Genomic DNA, 15,213 nt, shown 5'->3' with positions numbered 1-15,213 from the left:
CGCACTCGACCCATGAGCGAACGCCTCTTCCTCCGCCTCGACGACGACCCGGTGCAAGGGCCGGAGGCGGATGCACCCGCGGGCACGCTGCAGGCCGCGCCGGTGAGCACGGCGCTGCGCTTGCATATCTCGCACATCCTGCTGTGCAGCGAGCGCGTGGCGGCAGGGCATGAGGTGCTCGAACGCGTGCTGCCCGACGGGGCGGTGCGGCTGATCTTCAACCTCGGCGAGGTCTGCAGTCCTTCCGCGGTCGTGGTCGGCGCTTCGACGGCCCCGGCACTGGTGCGGCTGCGCGGCCGGATCGATGGCGTGTCGCTCACCTTGCGGCCCGGCAGGGCGGCCGGCCTGCTCGGGCTTCCCGCAGGCGAGTTGGCGGGAACGACCGTTCACCTGGAAACGCTGTGGGGAGGCGAAGGCACCCGGTTGCTGGAGCGAATGGCCCGGACGCCGGACGACGCCGCACGCATGGCGATGCTGCATGCTGCCTTGCAGCGCCGGCTGTGCGAGGCGGACGGCAACGCTAGGTCGCAGCGAGCCGCCACGCATGCGGCGCGGCTCATCGCCGCCTCGGGCGGAGGGCGGCCGCTGCGCGAGGTGGCGGAGACCGTCGGCGTCGGGGAACGGCGTCTGCAGCAGCTGTTCCATGCCCACGTCGGCCTGCCGCCGCGTGCGTGGAGCAGGCTGGCGCGGCTGCACGGCTGCCTGCGCGCACTGCGTCGGCAGACGAATCCCGACTGGGCCCAGATGGCGATCGACCACGGCTACTACGACCAGTCGCACCTGGCCAACGAGTTCCGCGCGCTCTGCGGGCTGACGCCGACCGAGTTCCTGGGACGCGCCGTTTCGGGTTCTTCCAAGACACCGGATTGAAGGCACCCTATCGTTCCCGGACTCGGCAAGGAAGCGAAGAAAGGAACAGCGGATGCTGCAACAGCCATCAACTCTCAAGGACTGCGTGGCCGTGGTGACCGGCGCGAGCCGCGGCGCCGGGCGCGCGATTGCCCAGGAGCTGGGCGCGGCCGGCGCGACCGTGTACGTGACTGGGCGCAGCACGCGCGGGGAGCCGGCCCGGAGCTACGGGCAGCTGATGGGACTGTCGGGCCTCGACACCCTCCCCGGCAGCATCGACGAGACGGCAGAGGAAGTCACCCAGATGGGCGGGCGAGGCATCGCGGTGCGCTGCGACCACACGCGCGAGGAGGAGGTCGCGGCGCTGTTCGCCCGCGTGGAGCACGAGGCCGGCCGCATCGATCTGCTGGTGAACAACGCCTGGGGCGGGCACGAGACCTTCAATGGCGTGTTCGACGCGCCGTTCTGGGAGCATCCGCTTTCCAACTGGGACTCGATGTTCGACCGCGGTGTGCGCAACCATCTGCTGGCCAGCCGCTTCGCAGCGCCCATGATGGTGCGCCGCGGGCGCGGGCTGATCGTCACGACCACCTTCCGGGATCGCGATCGTTACCTGCGCGGCAACCTGTTCTACGACCTGGCCAAGGCTTCGATGACGCGACTGGCCTTCGGAATGGCGCAGGAGCTGCTGCCCCACGGCGTCGCCTCCATCGCCGTGTCGCCCGGATGGATGCGCACGGAGTTCGTCCTGGCCGGGCACCAGACCGACGAGGCGCATTGGCAGGAGCGGCCGGCGCTGTCGCGGACGGAATCGCCGCGGTATCTGGGGCGGGCAGTAGTGGCGCTGGCGGGCGATGCCGGCGTGCTGGACAAGAGCGGCCGCGTGTACTGCGTCGCGGATCTCGCGCACGAATACGGGTTCACGGATGTCGACGGACGGCAGGTGCCGGCCTTCGAACTCGGCGAAGGCTGAGTCCCCTGCCCTGGCCCGCAAGCTGCCTGCGGGAGAGAAGGTCCGGCAGCTCAGCTCAGCCGGCGCCCAGGTTCGCCCGCCTTGCGCCGTGCTGGGCAATCCCGTACCCTGAGCCGCCCACTGGGCGGAGCACGCAAGGAGATGTCCATGCCAAGCCGATCGAACGGCCTCGCGGCCGAAATGGAAGCGGTGCGAACCCTGGCGCTCGTCGGAGCGCCTGCCTCCGGCAAGACCACCCTTGCGGAGGCCCTGCTGCTCAAGTCCGGCGCCATCGGAGCGCCGGGCAGCGTGGAGCGCGGCAGCACCGTCAGCGACTTCGATCCGCTCGAGCGCCGCATGCAGCACTCGCTCAATTCTTCGGTGATGCATCTCGCGCATGCGGGCACGCGCATCCACTTGCTCGACACGCCCGGCGGCGCCGACTTCCTCGGCCAGAGCCTGCCGGCGCTGGAGGCGGTGGAAACGGCGGCGGTCGTGATCAACGCCGCCATCGGCATCGAGTCCATGGCGGTGCGCATGATGGAGCATGCGGCCAGGCGCAAGCTGGCGCGCATGGTGATCGTCAACAAGATCGATTCGCAGGGCGTGGACATGGCGGGCCTGCTGGCGCAGATCCAGGCCGCCTTCGGCCGCGAATGCCTGCCGGTGAACCTGCCCGACGACGGCGGCACCGGGGTGCTCGACTGCTTCTACAACCGCGAGGGCGGCTGCACGATGGGCGACGTCGAGGCGGCGCACCGCGCGCTGGTCGAGCAGGTGGTGGAAGTGGATGCAGCCTTCGTCGATCGCTACCTGGAACAGGGCGACGTCGACCCCGGCGAACTGCATGCGCCGCTGGAGCAGGCGCTGCGCGAAGGGCATTTGATCCCCGTGTGCTTCGTCTCCGCGCGCAACGGCGCAGGGCTGGGCGAGTTGCTGGACGTGATCGTCAAGCTGCTCCCCGATCCGACCGAAGCCAACCCGCCGGCCTTCCTCGTCGGCGAGGGCGACGAGACGCGGCCGATGGAGGCGAAGCCCGACCCGTCGCTGCACGTGCTGGGGCATGTGTTCAAGGTCACGGTCGATCCGTACGTGGGCAAGATGGGCATCTTCCGCGTGCACCAGGGCACCGTCACGCGCGACAGCCTGCTCTTCGCCGGCGACGGCCGCAAGCCCTTCAAGGTGAACCATCTGTTCATGCTGCAGGGCAAGGAGTACACCGAAGTGGCGCGCGCGCTGCCGGGCGACATCGTCGCGGTGGCGAAGGTGGAGGACGCCCATTTCGACGCGGTACTGCACGACGCGGCCGAGGACGACCATGTGCACCTTGCGCCGCTGGACTTTCCGATCCCGGTGCATGGACTTGCGATCGAGCCGCAGCGGCACGGCGACGAGCAGCGGCTCTGGGAGATTCTGGGCAAGCTGGTGGACGAGGACCCCTGCCTGCGCGTGGAGCACGTGGCGGTGACCAACGAGACGATCGTCTACGGCCTGGGCGAGCTGCACCTGCGCGTGCTGCTCGAACGGCTGCGCGAGGTGTACCGCTTCGAGGTCAACACGCGGCCGCCGCGCATCGCCTACCGCGAGACGGTGACCGCGCCGGCCGAAGGCCATCATCGCCACAAGAAGCAGACCGGCGGCGCCGGCCAGTTCGGCGAGGTGTTCCTGCGGGTGGAGCCGCTGGCGCGCGGCGCCGGCTTCGAATTCAAGGACGAGGTAAAGGGCGGGGCCATTCCCTACCAGTTCATCCCTGCCGTCGAGAAGGGCGTGCGCGAGGTGCTGGAGCACGGCGCGATCGCCGGCTACCCGGTGGTGGACGTGCGCGTGACGGTGTACGACGGCAAGAGCCACACCGTGGACAGCAAGGACATCGCCTTCGCCACCGCGGGGCGCAAGGCCTTCGTCGCGGCGATCCAGGAAGCGCGGCCGATCGTGCTGGAGCCGGTGGTGAAGATCGAGATCGCCGCGCCGGAGAGCGCGATCGGCGACATCACCGGTGACCTGTCGTCGCGGCGCGGACTGGTCAGCGGCACTGCCAACGCGGCGGCGGGGATGGTGCTGGTGCGCGGCCAGGTGCCGATGTCGGAGCTCTCCGGGTATCAGTCGCGGCTCAATGCCATGACCAGCGGGCAGGGGCGCTACACCATCGAGCTGTCGCACTATGAGCCGGTGCCACCCGCGACACAGCAGCAGCTGATGTCGCAGCACAAGGTGCGCGACGCCGACTGAGTCAGCGGCGCGCCGACCTGCGCCTCGCGGCGGGTGGCGGGGCGATTCCCCGTTCCATCGTCGAAGCCGGCCTACACCGTGCGTGGAGCGCGGCGTCTATGAACAAGATGACGAACTAGGAGTTTTCATGGAACAGAAATCCTGGCTGGCCGCGCTGAAGGAAGCGGACGCGCGCCGGCCCGACCTGCCGGGCGAACACCTGATCGTCCTGGCCACCGGCGTGCTGCTGATGATGGCAACCGGGCGCAGCCGCTCCCTTTTCGGTCGTGTGCTGATCGGTGCCGCGGCGGGCGCCTTCATCGGCCGCGCAGCCAGCGGCACGGGCGGTGTGGCGCGCCTGGCGGCCATGCTGGAGCAGTTTCGCGGCGGCCGATGGCTGCGATGAGGGGAACGACCATGAGCGTGAACGACGCGCTGCTCCCGCGCTTGCTGCGACTGCACTGCGCCTTCCTGCTGGCGGGGGCGGTGCTCGTTTCGCTCTCTGCCTGCAGCGATCGGCAGGCCGCCGAGAGCCGAGCGAACGTCGACGCCGCCGTCGAGAAATCCAAGGACGCGACGGTTTCCGCCGCGCACAAGGCCGCGGACCTCGCGGACAAGGCGCGCGACAACACGGTGAACTACTTCAAATCACCGGGCGTGAAGGAAGACGTCAACTCGGCTAAGGAGGCGCTGAGGAACGCCGGTAGCGCGCTGAGTTCGTCGGCCAACGACACGGCCATCACGGCCTCGGTGTCGGCCGCGATCGCGCGCGATCCGGAGCTCGGCCCACGGCAGATCGATGTCGCCTCCAGCGCGGGCACCGTGCGGCTGAGCGGATCTGCGCCGAGCACCGAGGCAAGGACGCGCGCCGAACAGATTGCGCGCACCGTCAATGGCGTCGACAAGGTGGACAACCAGATCACGGTGACGGCGGTGAATTGAGCGACGCTCCTTGCGCTACCGGCTCAGTTTGCCGCGCGAGGCTGTCGGCTCGAATACTTCAAAGCATCAGTGCGACAGCGGCTTCGAGATGCTCGGAAGGCTGGCGCCGGAAGCCCGAGCGCGCGAAGCGTTGCAGGCGCCCTACCACGAACGCCGCGAGTGCAGAGGCGCGCACTTGCGCATCGACGCTCGGCGTGGCCGAGCCGTCGGCCGCGGCGGCGCCGCGCAGGGCCTGGCGCAGCGTCGCCTCGATCTTGTCGAAGAACTGGTTCATCCGATTCTGCAGGCGCTCGTTCTCATAGACCAGCGCATCGCCGACCATCACGCGGGTCATGCCCGGGTTCTTCTCGGCGAACTGGACCAGCATCGCGATGATGCGTGCGGCCTGCTCCTGTCCCGGGGCGGAGCGCTCGATGATCTGGTTGATCAGCGTGAACACGCTCTGCTCGATGAAGTCGATCAAGCCCTCGAACATTTGCGCCTTGCTCGCGAAGTGCCGGTACAGCGCGGCCTCGCTGACCTCGAGCCGAGCGGCAAGCGCCGCGGTCGTGACTCGCTCGGCGCCGGGCTGCTCCAGCATGGCCGCCAGGGCCTGGAGGATCTGCACGCGCCGCTCGCCCGGCTTCGGACGTTTGCGCGTCGGTGCGGCCACCGGCTCTGAACTCACGGAACTCAGCGGGGCACCAGGGGCGCTTGTCTCTTCGTTCTGCATGGGCAGGGCAAATTGTAAAAAAATGATTCTCGCACAGCGCAGTGAGCGCGTGCCAACCGACGCCGAACTGTAACGTCGCGCAGAATCAACGGATTCCAAACGACATCCTCGAAAGGGAACGATGAGCCCAACGATTCTGGTGACCGGCGGGGCCGGCTTCATCGGCAGCCACACCTGCGTCGCGCTGGCCGCTGCAGGCTATGCGCCGCTGATCCTGGACAATCTCGGCAACAGCGATGTGCGCGTGCTCGACCGGCTGGCCCGGATCATCGGCACCGCGCCCCGCTTCGTGGAGGGTGACGTGCGCGACCGCGCGCTGCTCGACCGGCTGTTCCGTGAGGAGGCCATCAGCGGCGTGATCCATTTCGCCGGGCTCAAGGCCGTGGGCGACTCGGTGGCCGACCCGATCACCTACTACCAGAACAATGTACACGGCAGCTTCGTGCTGACCGAAGCCATGCAGGCGGCGGGCGTGCGCACGCTGATCTTCTCCTCCTCCGCCACGGTGTACGGCGATCCGGACAGTTCGCCCATCCCCGAGAGCGCGGCACTGCGCCCTGCCAATCCCTACGGCCGATCGAAGCTGATGGTGGAGGACGCGCTGCGCGACCTGCGTCGCGCCGATCCGGCCTGGCGCATCGCCCTCCTGCGCTACTTCAACCCCGTGGGTGCGCATGAAAGCGGTTTGATCGGCGAGCATCCCCAGGGCAAGCCGAACAACCTCATGCCCTTCGTGAGCCAGGTGGCAGTGGGCCTGCGCGACAAGCTCTCGGTGCATGGTGGCGACTACCCGACGGCGGACGGCACCGGCGTGCGTGACTACGTGCATGTGATGGACCTGGCCGAGGGGCATGTGGCGGCGCTGCGCCATGCCGAAAAGCAGCCGGGCCTGGTGACGCTGAACCTCGGCACAGGCCAGGGCGCCTCGGTGCTCGACGTTGTGAAAGCCTTCGAGCGGGCCAGCGGAAAGACCATCGCCTATGAGGTCGGACCGAGGCGACCGGGCGATGTGCCGGCCTACTGGGGCGACCCGGCGCTCGCCGAGTCACTCCTGGGCTGGCGTGCGCGACGGGGGCTGGACCAGATGTGCGAGGACAGCTGGCGGTGGCAGCAGGGGAATCCGACGGGCTACGCCTGAGCGTCCGGCAGGTAGGTCTCGCGCGCCACCATCCGGTAGGCACGGTAAGCCCTGTCGGCTTCCGCAACCGCCTTGTCCAGATCGATCAACGAGTACACCAACTGCCCTGAGTCCCACGGCTCGCGGGCTTGCTCCATCTCCACCTGGATGGCTGAGAGGTCACCGATTTGCTCAGCAAATGCCGATCCCGCAACTGAAGGTGAGATCGGCGCCCGAGGATTCGTAGGCGCTGTCTCGCCGAGCCGGCCTCCCTTACCTGGCCCGGATCATCGTCCCGTAGGCCTGGTCCGTGAGGATTTCCAGCAGCATCGCATGCGGCACTCGTCCGTCGATGATGTGGACGGCATTGACGCCGCTCTTGGCTGCGTCCAGCGCGCCTTCGATCTTCGGCAGCATGCCGCCGGAGATGGTGCCGTCGGCGAACAGGTCGTCGATCTCGCGCGCGCTGAGGTTGGTCAGCAGCTTGCCGTCCTTGTCGAGCACGCCGGGCGTGTTGGTCAGCAGCATGAGCTTCTCGGCCTTGAGCACGATGGCCAGCTTGCCGGCCACCACGTCGGCGTTGATGTTGTAGCTCTCGTTCTCCTCGCCGAAGCCGATGGGGCTCACGACGGGGATGAAGGCGTCGTCCTGCAGCGCCTTCACCACGCCCGGGTCGATGGCGACGATGTCGCCAACCTGGCCCACGTCGTGCTCGATGCTCGGGTCGTTGCGGTCCGCCATCTTGAGCTTCTGGGCTCGGATCAGGCCGCCGTCGCGCCCGGTCAGGCCCACTGCCTTGCCGCCGGCCTGATTGATCAGGCCCACGATGTCCTGCTGCACCTCGCCTGCCAGTACCCATTCGACGACTTCCATGGTCTCGGCGTCCGTCACGCGCATGCCCTGGATGAAGTGGCCCTTCTTGCCCAGCCGGTTGAGTGCGGCCTCGATCTGGGGGCCGCCGCCGTGGACCACGACAGGGTTCATGCCGACCAGCTTGAGCAGCACCACGTCTTCGGCAAAGTCGGCCTGCAAGGCCGGGTCGGTCATGGCGTTGCCGCCGTACTTGATGACGATCGTCTTGCCGTGGAACTTGCGGATGTACGGCAACGCCTGCGCCAGGATCTCGGCCTTGTCGCGCGGTGGAATATTGAGGACAGGATCGGTCATGGTGCTCACACTGGGAAGACGACAGGATTTTGCCGGTAAATTCAGGAAACACCGCGGAACCGGCTTCGCCGGGCCGCTGGTGTTGCCCCCGGTAGGGGGTGGGCGGCTACACGAAGTAAGCCAACCTGGGGGAGAGCCAAGTGACACCGCGGAACCGGCTTTGCCGGGCCGCTGGTGTTGCCCCCGGTAGGGGGTGGGCGGCTACACGAAGTGAGCCAACCTGGGGGCGAGCAACATGCCCACCGCGGAACCGGCTTCGCCGGGCCGCTGGTGTTGCCCCCGGTAGGGGGTGGGCGGCTACAAGAAGTGAGCCAACCTGGGGGAGAGCTTAGTCCTAAGGGCGCAGCCAGCGCGGTACCTTGAAGCGCACGATCATGAAATACGCCGCCACGTAGGTGGCGACGAAGAGCGCGCAGAAAGCCATCAGCACCGGCGTGTTGTTCCAGAACAGCACGGCCGGCACCACCGTGAGCGCGGCGAAGATCCACAGGTAGGGCGAGGTGCGGTTGTTGCGCGCCAGCAGCTGGCGTGCCTCGTCGTCGGCGAAGGCCACGCGCACGATGCGGCGGAAGATCAGCTGGTGGAAATGCAGCGCGTCGGGGTCCCCGGGCGACTGCCCACGAACGAAGCGGCGGTAGACCGAGAACACGGTTTCCCAGACCGGGTAGATCAGCAGCAGCATCGGGAACCAGGGTGAGACCACGCGGTGCCGCTGCACCAGCGTGACCGCGGCCAGGGCGACCACCATGCCCCAGACATAGGCGCCGCCGTCGCCGGCGAAGATCTTGCCGCGCGGGTAGTTCCAGATCAGGAAGCCCGCCGTCGCGCCGACGAGGCAGATCACCATCGCGGCGAGCTGCCGGTCTCCCACCTGCAGGGCCACGTGGGAGATGGCCAGGCAGACCAGGATTGCCACCGTAGCGGCCAGGCCGTTGTAGCCATCGATGATGTTGAAGGCGTGCGGCAAGCCGCCGATGGCGACCACCGCGAACAGCATCGCGGCATAGGGCCAGGCTTGCAGCCAGCCGTCGACCGCGGGAATGCCGAGTCGCGCGACGCCGAGCTTGAGCAGCCAGCACAGGAGCAGCGCCGAGCCGACGGTGATGCCGAGCCGGTAGCGCACCGAGACGCGCTGGGTCAGGTCCTCGACGATGCCGGCGAGCACGGCCGGGGCGATGCACAGCAGCGCAACCCCGGAAGCCTTGACGGGCCAGTTGACGTTGAAGGGATCGGAAGGCAATCCCGCCACCAGCCAGGCGATGCCGGTGCCCAGAAACATGCCGGCACCGCCGAGCCGCGGCACATGGCCCTTGTGGAAGCGCTGCGGCATGTCGGTGCCGTAGCGCCGCGCATGGCGGCGCGCGCGCCGCATGAACAGCTGCACTGCAATGGCGGAGATGAGGAAGCTGACGACGATCAGGGTAAGCATGGGTGGAAGGCGGGAAGGCTCGGGAGGCTGCTCCTAGAATCCCCGGGCGAAATTAGACCATGCCCACATCTCCGTCCCCTCCCCCTCTCGTCACGGTCTCGATCGTGAGCCATGGTCAGCTCGAACTCATCCGCCCGCTGCTGGATCAGCTCGACCGCTTCAGCCGCGCGACGACCGCCAAGGTGCTGCTCACGCTGAACATCCCCGAGCCCGATGCGTTGGCGGGCGGGCACTGGGGCTTTCCGATCGAGCGCATCGAGAACCGGCGGCGCATGGGCTTCGGGGCCAACCACAACCAGGCCTTCGCGCGCTGCGAGACGCCCTGGTTCCTGGTACTCAACCCCGACATCCGATTCGACGCCGACGTGCTGGCGCCTCTGGTCGATCACGCCCCGGCGGATGCCGGCCTGCTGGCCCCGCGCATCCTCGAGCCCGGCAAGACCACGGCGGAGCAGCACCGGGCGATCATCACGCCGCTGGAGATCCTCACGCGACGGCGGCCGGGCTACGCGATACCGGCCGAGCCGGCCTGGATCCCGGGCCTCTTCATGCTGTTCCGCAGCGAGGCGTACCGCCAGATCGGCGGCTTCGACGAGCGCTTCTTCATGTACGGCGAGGACTTCGACATCTGCGCGCGCCTGCGGCTGGCAGGCTGGAGGCTCTCGATCGCGGAGCAGCTGCAGACCCGCCACGATGCGCAGCGTGCGAGCCACAGCAGCAAGCGGCACCTGTACTGGCACATCACGAGCCTGCTGAAGCTGTGGAGTTCGGCCGCCTTCTGGCGCTATCGGCGATTGGTGGCGGCGTCGCGCTCCGCGGGGCGTTAGCCGCGTTCCAGCAGATCCTGCGCAATGGCCTGCTTGCCGCGGCCGAAGCGCTCGTAGCGGCCGCTCGCGGCCTCGCGCAGCACCGGCAGCAGGCGTGCCACGCGCGAGGCCGGCAGCTCGGCCCGGAAGCGCTGGTGCGCGACCTTTTCTCGCTGCGCCTCGACGATGGACTCCGGCACTTGCGCCCCCAGTGCATGCAGGCGATCGAGCAGCGCCTGCGCGCGGCGCCAACGCTGCATGTGCTTGCTGCCGCGCGCCTGCATCGCCTTGGCGAGCTTGTCGGCGAGCGTGGGCCGCTTGGCGCCGATCTGGTTGTTGCCGTGCTGGCGGTAGTCGATGAGGGCTTCGGGCAGCACGTCCAGTCGGCCGGTGGCCGCCGCCAGCGCGGCCAGCCATTCGTCGTGCACCCACTCATCGGAAAAAGGCAGCGCCGCTGCGAGCAGGCGGCGCCGGAACATCGCGGTCGCGCCGGTCACGAGGTTGCGCCGCAGGAACACGTCGAAGGCGTGCCCCTGCGAAATGGCCTCGAGCTCCCCAGGCTGCACTTCCAGCGCATGGAACAGCGTGTCGCCCAGCGGCTTCAGTTCGGCGTCCACCAACCGGGCATCGGTGTGCAGCAGCAGCAGTTCCGGCTGTGCTTCGAAGCGGGCCACCATGCGCGCGAGGCGACCGGGATGCCAGACGTCGTCCTGGTCGCTGAGGGCGATGAGCTCGTGCCGGCAGGCGCGTATCGCCTGCTCGAAGTTGCGCGTGACGCCCAGCGGCGGCTTGTTCTCGAGCACGGTCAACGCAAGCTTCGACGCAGCACCGCAGTCCGCCATGGCCCGCCGCACGACCGCCACGCTGTCATCGCTGGAACCGTCGTCCGACAGCACGATCTCGCGCGGCGGGGGCTCCTGGGTGCAGACGCTGTGCACCTGCGCCGGCAGATAGCGCGCACCATTGCGCGTGCACAGCGCGACCGAGACGCCGAGCGCCATCAGAGCGGCGCCAGGCGCGGGGGCCAGGCGTAGCTGAAGTCCTCGCGCGCCAGCATGAGATTGGGGCTGTAGGCGGGGTCGTTCTCCAGCAGCGCACCCCAGCGCTCGCGCATCGCGGCGAGCTCGCGCTGGAAGCGGGCCTGGCGCTCGGGCGACACGTTCTTGCCGCGGGTGGCCGACTCGTGATGGATCAGCTCGGCATAGGGCGTCCAGACGTTGCGCAGGCCGGCCTCGCGCAGGCGCAGGCAGAAGTCGATGTCGTTGAAGGCTTCCGCGAAGTGCACCTCGTCGAGGCCGCCCAGCTGCTCGTAGAGGGCCTTGCGGATCACGAGGCAGGCGGCCGTCACCGCCGAGAAGGACTGGATGAGCGCGGCCCGGCCACCATAGCCTTCGCGGCCGGCCGGCATGCCGCGGTGCGAATGGGCGGCGGTGCCGCCCACGCCGAGAATGACTCCGGCGTGCTGCAACGTCATGTTGGGGTACCACAGGCGCGCACCGACCGCCCCGACGCCGGGCTGCAGCGCGATGCTCACCATCTCGGACAGCCAGTCGGGCGTGAGCACCTCGATGTCGTTGTTGACGAGCGCGACCACCTCGCCGCGCGCCTGCGCGACTGCCGTGTTGTTGAGCTGCGCGTAGTTGAACGGGCGCTCGTCTCGCAGCACGCGGATGTTGGGCTGCCGCGCCAGAGATTCAAAGTACGCGAGCGCGGCGGGATCGTCGGAGGCGTTGTCGACGAGCAGGATCTCGTAGCTGGGGTAGGTGGTCTTCTCGACGATGGAACCGACGCATTGGCGCACCAGCGCGAGCGCATTGCGGGTCGGAATGATCAGCGAGACGAGCGGCGGGCTCGCCGGCAGCGCATAGCGCACGCGGTAGCCGAAGCCCTGGTGCTCCGCGCTGGCCCGCACGCCGGTGCGCGCGAGGTGCTCGTTGAGCGCGCGCTCGCCCGCGATCGCCGCGTAGGGCTTGGCATCCATCGACTTGGCGGTGCTCTCGCCGTGCACGCGCCAGTGGTAGAGAACGCGCGGGATATGCCGGATCTGGCGCGTCTCGATGCGCTCCATGCAGCGCAGCACCAGGTCCCAGTCCTGCGATCCCTCGAGCCCGACACGGAAGCCGCCGACCTCCCGCACCAGTTCGGTGGCCAGCACGCCGAGGTGGCTGAACATGTTCTGCGAGCGGAACAGGTCGACGTTCCAGTCCGGCTTGAAGTAGGGACCGAAGCGGTGTCCGTGCTCGTCGACCTTGTCCTCGTCCGAATAGATCAACTGGACATCCGGGTGGGCCGCGATGCACTCGGCCACCCAGAAGAGCGCATGCGCGGGCAGGAGGTCGTCGTGGTCCATCAACGCCAGCCAGGGTCCGCTGGCGAGCTCGATCGCGCTGTTCGACGACGCCGAGATGTGGCCGTTCTTCGGCCTGAACACGACCTTGATGCGGGGATCGCTGCGGGTGTATTCCTCGAGGATCTGCCGCACATCGCCGGAGGTCGAGGCGTCGTCGGCGATGCACAGCTCCCAGGCCGGATAGATCTGCGCGCGAACCGATTCGATGGCCTCGCGCAGCCAGGCGGGATTGGGGTTGTAGGTGGGCATGACCACCGAGATCAGCGGGCGCTCTTTCATGAGCGAAACGCGCTGCTCGATCTTCTGGCGCAGCGCCGGGGTCAGCGTGTCGTAGCGGCGGACCCATTTGTCGTAGTCGTTGTGGCCGCCGATACGCCGCCCGAGTTCCCAGCGCACGCCGGCCCAGCCCGACTTGCCGAAGATGCGCCAGGCGCGCTGCACGCGGCCCAGCAGTCCCGGCCCGCGAAGCAGCGCGAAGGGACTGACGAGAAAACGATAGATCAGGGCTTTCATGGTGACACCGTGAGCGCGGGATCGAGGAAGGTCGCCGCCTTGCGCACGAACTCGGCGCGCAGGTGGGCACCGTCCTTGTAGACGGGATCGCCGCCCACACCCGTGAGCATGCATTGGCTGTCGGTGACGCACACGGTGGGTGCCGGGTCGAGAACGACGGCGCCCGCACGCTGCCCCAGCTCACGCAGTTGCTCCTGCAGTCGCTTCTGCGTCGGCGGGAACGGCGCCGAGACGGGAGATGTCGAAGCCGTCATGGTGCCGAGACGGCTGCCGTGGATCAGCCCCCGGGGTTCGAAGTTGGTGCTCAGCGGCGGATTGAGGATGAGGTAGACCTTCTTGTCGGCGGCTCGCAGCAGCTTGATCAGCGTCTCCAGCGACACCAGCGAGCGCGCCACGCCATCGCCGCCGCGCAGCATGTGACGGCCCTGGAGGTCGAGGAAGTAGTAGTGGTCGGGCGCTGGGGGCGCGCTGGAACCCGGGGTCGTCTCCTCGATGTCGAAGTAGCAGGTCCAGCAGGCGCCGAGCACGACCGTGTCGATTTCCTCGCTGAAGGCGAACTTCAGCAGCTGCTCGCGGCGCGGGCCGCAGGCCAGGTCGCGGTCCTCGAAGAGCTGCGGCACCGGCGGACAGGCGCCGCGGGTGCCGAAGTACAAGGTCTTCAGCGCGCCGGGCGCAATGCGGGCGAGCTCGACGGCGCGCGGGCCGAACTGCTCGACATGGCTGTCGCCCAGCAACAGCACGCGCTCCTTGCCCTCGCCGATGGTGTAGACGGTCTCGCCCCTGACCTTGGTCTCCTTCAGGCCGTCGGGGTAGGCCCAGTCGCCGCCGGCCGCGACGATGGCCTGGACGCCCGGGTCGTCGTTGCGCGGCGGCAGCAGGCGCCCGGCCAGCACCATGCCGATGACGGCCACCGCCACCATGCCCGAGGCCAGGCCCTTGACCACGCCCTCGCTGCGGCGCCGGCGCAGCCCCAGCTCGACAAAGCGATACGTGAGCCAGGCCAGCAGCACCGAGGCGATCACGGCCGCGATGCGCGTGGTGCGATCGGGGTCGGCGCCTTCGACGATGCGCGCGTAAGCCAACAGCGGCCAGTGCCACAGGTAGAGCGGGTAGCTGATCAGGCCCACCCACACCATCGGACGGGACCCCAGCAGTTGCCGGTTGAGCCAGGCGCCCGGCCCCGCCGAGATGCAGAGGCAGGCGCCCAGCACGGGCAGCAGAGCCCACCAGCCCGGAAAGGACTTGCCCCGGGTGATCAGCACCAGCCCCAGCCCGATCAGCACCAGGCCGGACACGCTGCGCAGCTCGCGCCGGTACCAGTTGCGATGCGGCTCGCGCCGCAGCGCGTTCCAGGCCAGCAAGGCGCCGGCCGCCAGCTCCCAGATGCGCGGCAGCGGCGAATAGAAGGTCGCGGTCGGGTGGCGATGCACGGCATACACGTTGAGAAGGAAGGACAGCCCCGTCGCGATCCACATCCAGGTGCCCAGGTGTCGGCCGTTGCCCCCCCTGAAACGCCAGGCCAGGCCGAGCAACACGGGCCAGAAGATGTAGAACTGCTCTTCCACCGCCAGCGACCACAGGTGCAGCAGCGGCTTGGTCTCGGCGCTGGTGTCGAAGTAGCCGGCCTCGTTCCACAGCGCTAGGTTGACCACGAAGCCCGCGCTGGCCAGCAGATGCTTGCCCAGCTGGCGGAACTCGTCGGCCAGCAACACATACCAACCGAACGCGAAGGTCGCGGCCATCACCACCAGCAGCGCCGGGAAGATGCGCCGGATGCGCCTGGCATAGAACTCGCGGTAGCTGAAGCCCTCGCCCGCCAGACTGCCGAAGATGATCGTGGAAATCAGGTAGCCGGAAATGACGAAGAAGATGTCGACGCCGATGAAGCCCCCCTTGACCCAGCCCGGGAAGGCATGGAAGCCCACGACCGAGAGCACCGCAATGGCGCGCAGGCCATCGATGTCCGGTCGGTACTTCGGGTGGGCAAGGAGGGACTGTTCTTCTTGTCGGGGCATGCGGAACGCGGTCTTGGGCTGGGTCGGGTCGGTCGGCGACGTGGCGTCGCGGCGCAGCGCGTGATTATCTTCGCAACGTGGTGCGCCCCTGGCGCGCATCTCGTCGCGCGGATGCGCCCCGGCTTCGGCCGGTAAAATCGCCCGCTCTCAAAG

General features: G+C 68.5%; 14 protein-coding genes. 7 read left to right on the top strand and 7 right to left on the bottom strand.

From position 1 onward, the window contains the following. The first annotated feature begins 12 nt into the window (after window positions 1-12). The 5 genes from G3W89_RS04025 (at window position 13) to G3W89_RS04005 (ending at window position 4,951) form a co-directional block, all read left to right on the top strand. A complete protein-coding gene (locus tag G3W89_RS04025) occupies window positions 13-870 on the top strand; it encodes a helix-turn-helix domain-containing protein (RefSeq protein ID WP_162572885.1) in 858 nt (285 codons plus the stop codon). Between the two features lie 52 nt (window positions 871-922). Continuing rightward, window positions 923-1,822, top strand: a complete 900-nt coding sequence (locus G3W89_RS04020; protein WP_162572884.1) for an SDR family oxidoreductase — start codon at window positions 923-925, stop codon at window positions 1,820-1,822. Window positions 1,823-1,969: 147 nt separating this feature from the next. Then, window positions 1,970-4,030: an elongation factor G gene (fusA, locus tag G3W89_RS04015; RefSeq protein WP_162572883.1), complete on the top strand. Its 2,061-nt coding sequence runs from the start codon at window positions 1,970-1,972 to the stop codon at window positions 4,028-4,030. Between the two features lie 127 nt (window positions 4,031-4,157). Further along, window positions 4,158-4,415, top strand: a complete 258-nt coding sequence (locus G3W89_RS04010) for a hypothetical protein (RefSeq protein WP_162572882.1) — start codon at window positions 4,158-4,160, stop codon at window positions 4,413-4,415. Window positions 4,416-4,426: 11 nt separating this feature from the next. Further along, on the top strand, window positions 4,427-4,951 hold the full coding sequence (locus tag G3W89_RS04005) for a BON domain-containing protein (protein ID WP_162572881.1): 525 nt from the start codon (window positions 4,427-4,429) through the stop codon (window positions 4,949-4,951). A gap of 58 nt (window positions 4,952-5,009) precedes the next feature. Here the strand turns inward: G3W89_RS04005 and slmA are convergent, their stop codons facing one another. Continuing rightward, window positions 5,010-5,663 (bottom strand): nucleoid occlusion factor SlmA, encoded by a 654-nt coding sequence (gene slmA, locus G3W89_RS04000; RefSeq protein ID WP_162572880.1) that lies wholly within the window; start codon window positions 5,661-5,663, stop codon window positions 5,010-5,012. 121 nt (window positions 5,664-5,784) lie between these two features. Between slmA and galE the strand changes: the two genes are divergently transcribed. Continuing rightward, on the top strand, window positions 5,785-6,801 hold the full coding sequence (galE, locus tag G3W89_RS03995) for a UDP-glucose 4-epimerase GalE (protein ID WP_162572879.1): 1,017 nt from the start codon (window positions 5,785-5,787) through the stop codon (window positions 6,799-6,801). Here the strand turns inward: galE and G3W89_RS03990 are convergent. The 3 genes from G3W89_RS03990 to G3W89_RS03980 form a co-directional block, all read right to left on the bottom strand. Next, complete coding sequence (locus G3W89_RS03990) at window positions 6,792-6,944, bottom strand: hypothetical protein (RefSeq protein WP_162572878.1); 153 nt, start codon at window positions 6,942-6,944, stop codon at window positions 6,792-6,794. The two genes, galE and G3W89_RS03990, sit on opposite strands and share 10 nt — an antisense overlap. Before the next feature lie 109 nt (window positions 6,945-7,053). Then, window positions 7,054-7,947: an acetylglutamate kinase gene (gene argB / locus G3W89_RS03985; RefSeq protein WP_162572877.1), complete on the bottom strand. Its 894-nt coding sequence runs from the start codon at window positions 7,945-7,947 to the stop codon at window positions 7,054-7,056. Between the two features lie 334 nt (window positions 7,948-8,281). Beyond that, window positions 8,282-9,376 carry a glycosyltransferase family 4 protein gene (locus G3W89_RS03980; protein WP_162572876.1) on the bottom strand — a complete coding sequence of 365 codons (1,095 nt, stop codon included), beginning with the start codon at window positions 9,374-9,376 and terminating at the stop codon, window positions 8,282-8,284. Between the two features lie 59 nt (window positions 9,377-9,435). Between G3W89_RS03980 and G3W89_RS03975 the strand changes: the two genes are divergently transcribed. Further along, entirely contained in the window at window positions 9,436-10,203 is a 768-nt protein-coding gene (locus tag G3W89_RS03975; RefSeq protein WP_162572875.1) for a glycosyltransferase family 2 protein, read from the top strand. Here G3W89_RS03975 and G3W89_RS03970 read toward each other — a convergent pair. Genes G3W89_RS03970 through G3W89_RS03960 form a run of 3 tightly spaced genes read right to left on the bottom strand, consistent with a single transcriptional unit; the run spans window position 10,200 to window position 15,060 of the window. Then, window positions 10,200-11,183, bottom strand: coding sequence for a glycosyltransferase (locus G3W89_RS03970; RefSeq protein ID WP_162572874.1), 984 nt, complete (start codon window positions 11,181-11,183; stop codon window positions 10,200-10,202). The genes G3W89_RS03975 and G3W89_RS03970 overlap by 4 nt on opposite strands. Further along, on the bottom strand, window positions 11,183-13,045 hold the full coding sequence (locus tag G3W89_RS03965; RefSeq protein WP_162572873.1) for a glycosyltransferase family 2 protein: 1,863 nt from the start codon (window positions 13,043-13,045) through the stop codon (window positions 11,183-11,185). Before G3W89_RS03965 ends, G3W89_RS03970 begins: the two co-directional genes overlap by 1 nt. Next, entirely contained in the window at window positions 13,042-15,060 is a 2,019-nt protein-coding gene (locus G3W89_RS03960; RefSeq protein ID WP_162572872.1) for an acyltransferase family protein, read from the bottom strand. The genes G3W89_RS03965 and G3W89_RS03960 overlap by 4 nt, the downstream gene beginning before the upstream one ends. Window positions 15,061-15,213 lie beyond the last annotated feature (153 nt).

It is taken from the genome of Variovorax sp. PBL-H6, from assembly GCF_901827155.1.
Taxonomy (GTDB): Bacteria; Pseudomonadota; Gammaproteobacteria; order Burkholderiales; family Burkholderiaceae_C; genus Variovorax.
The sequence above is the reverse complement of the archived record's forward strand: the minus strand, read 5'-3'. Positions and strand labels throughout refer to the sequence as shown.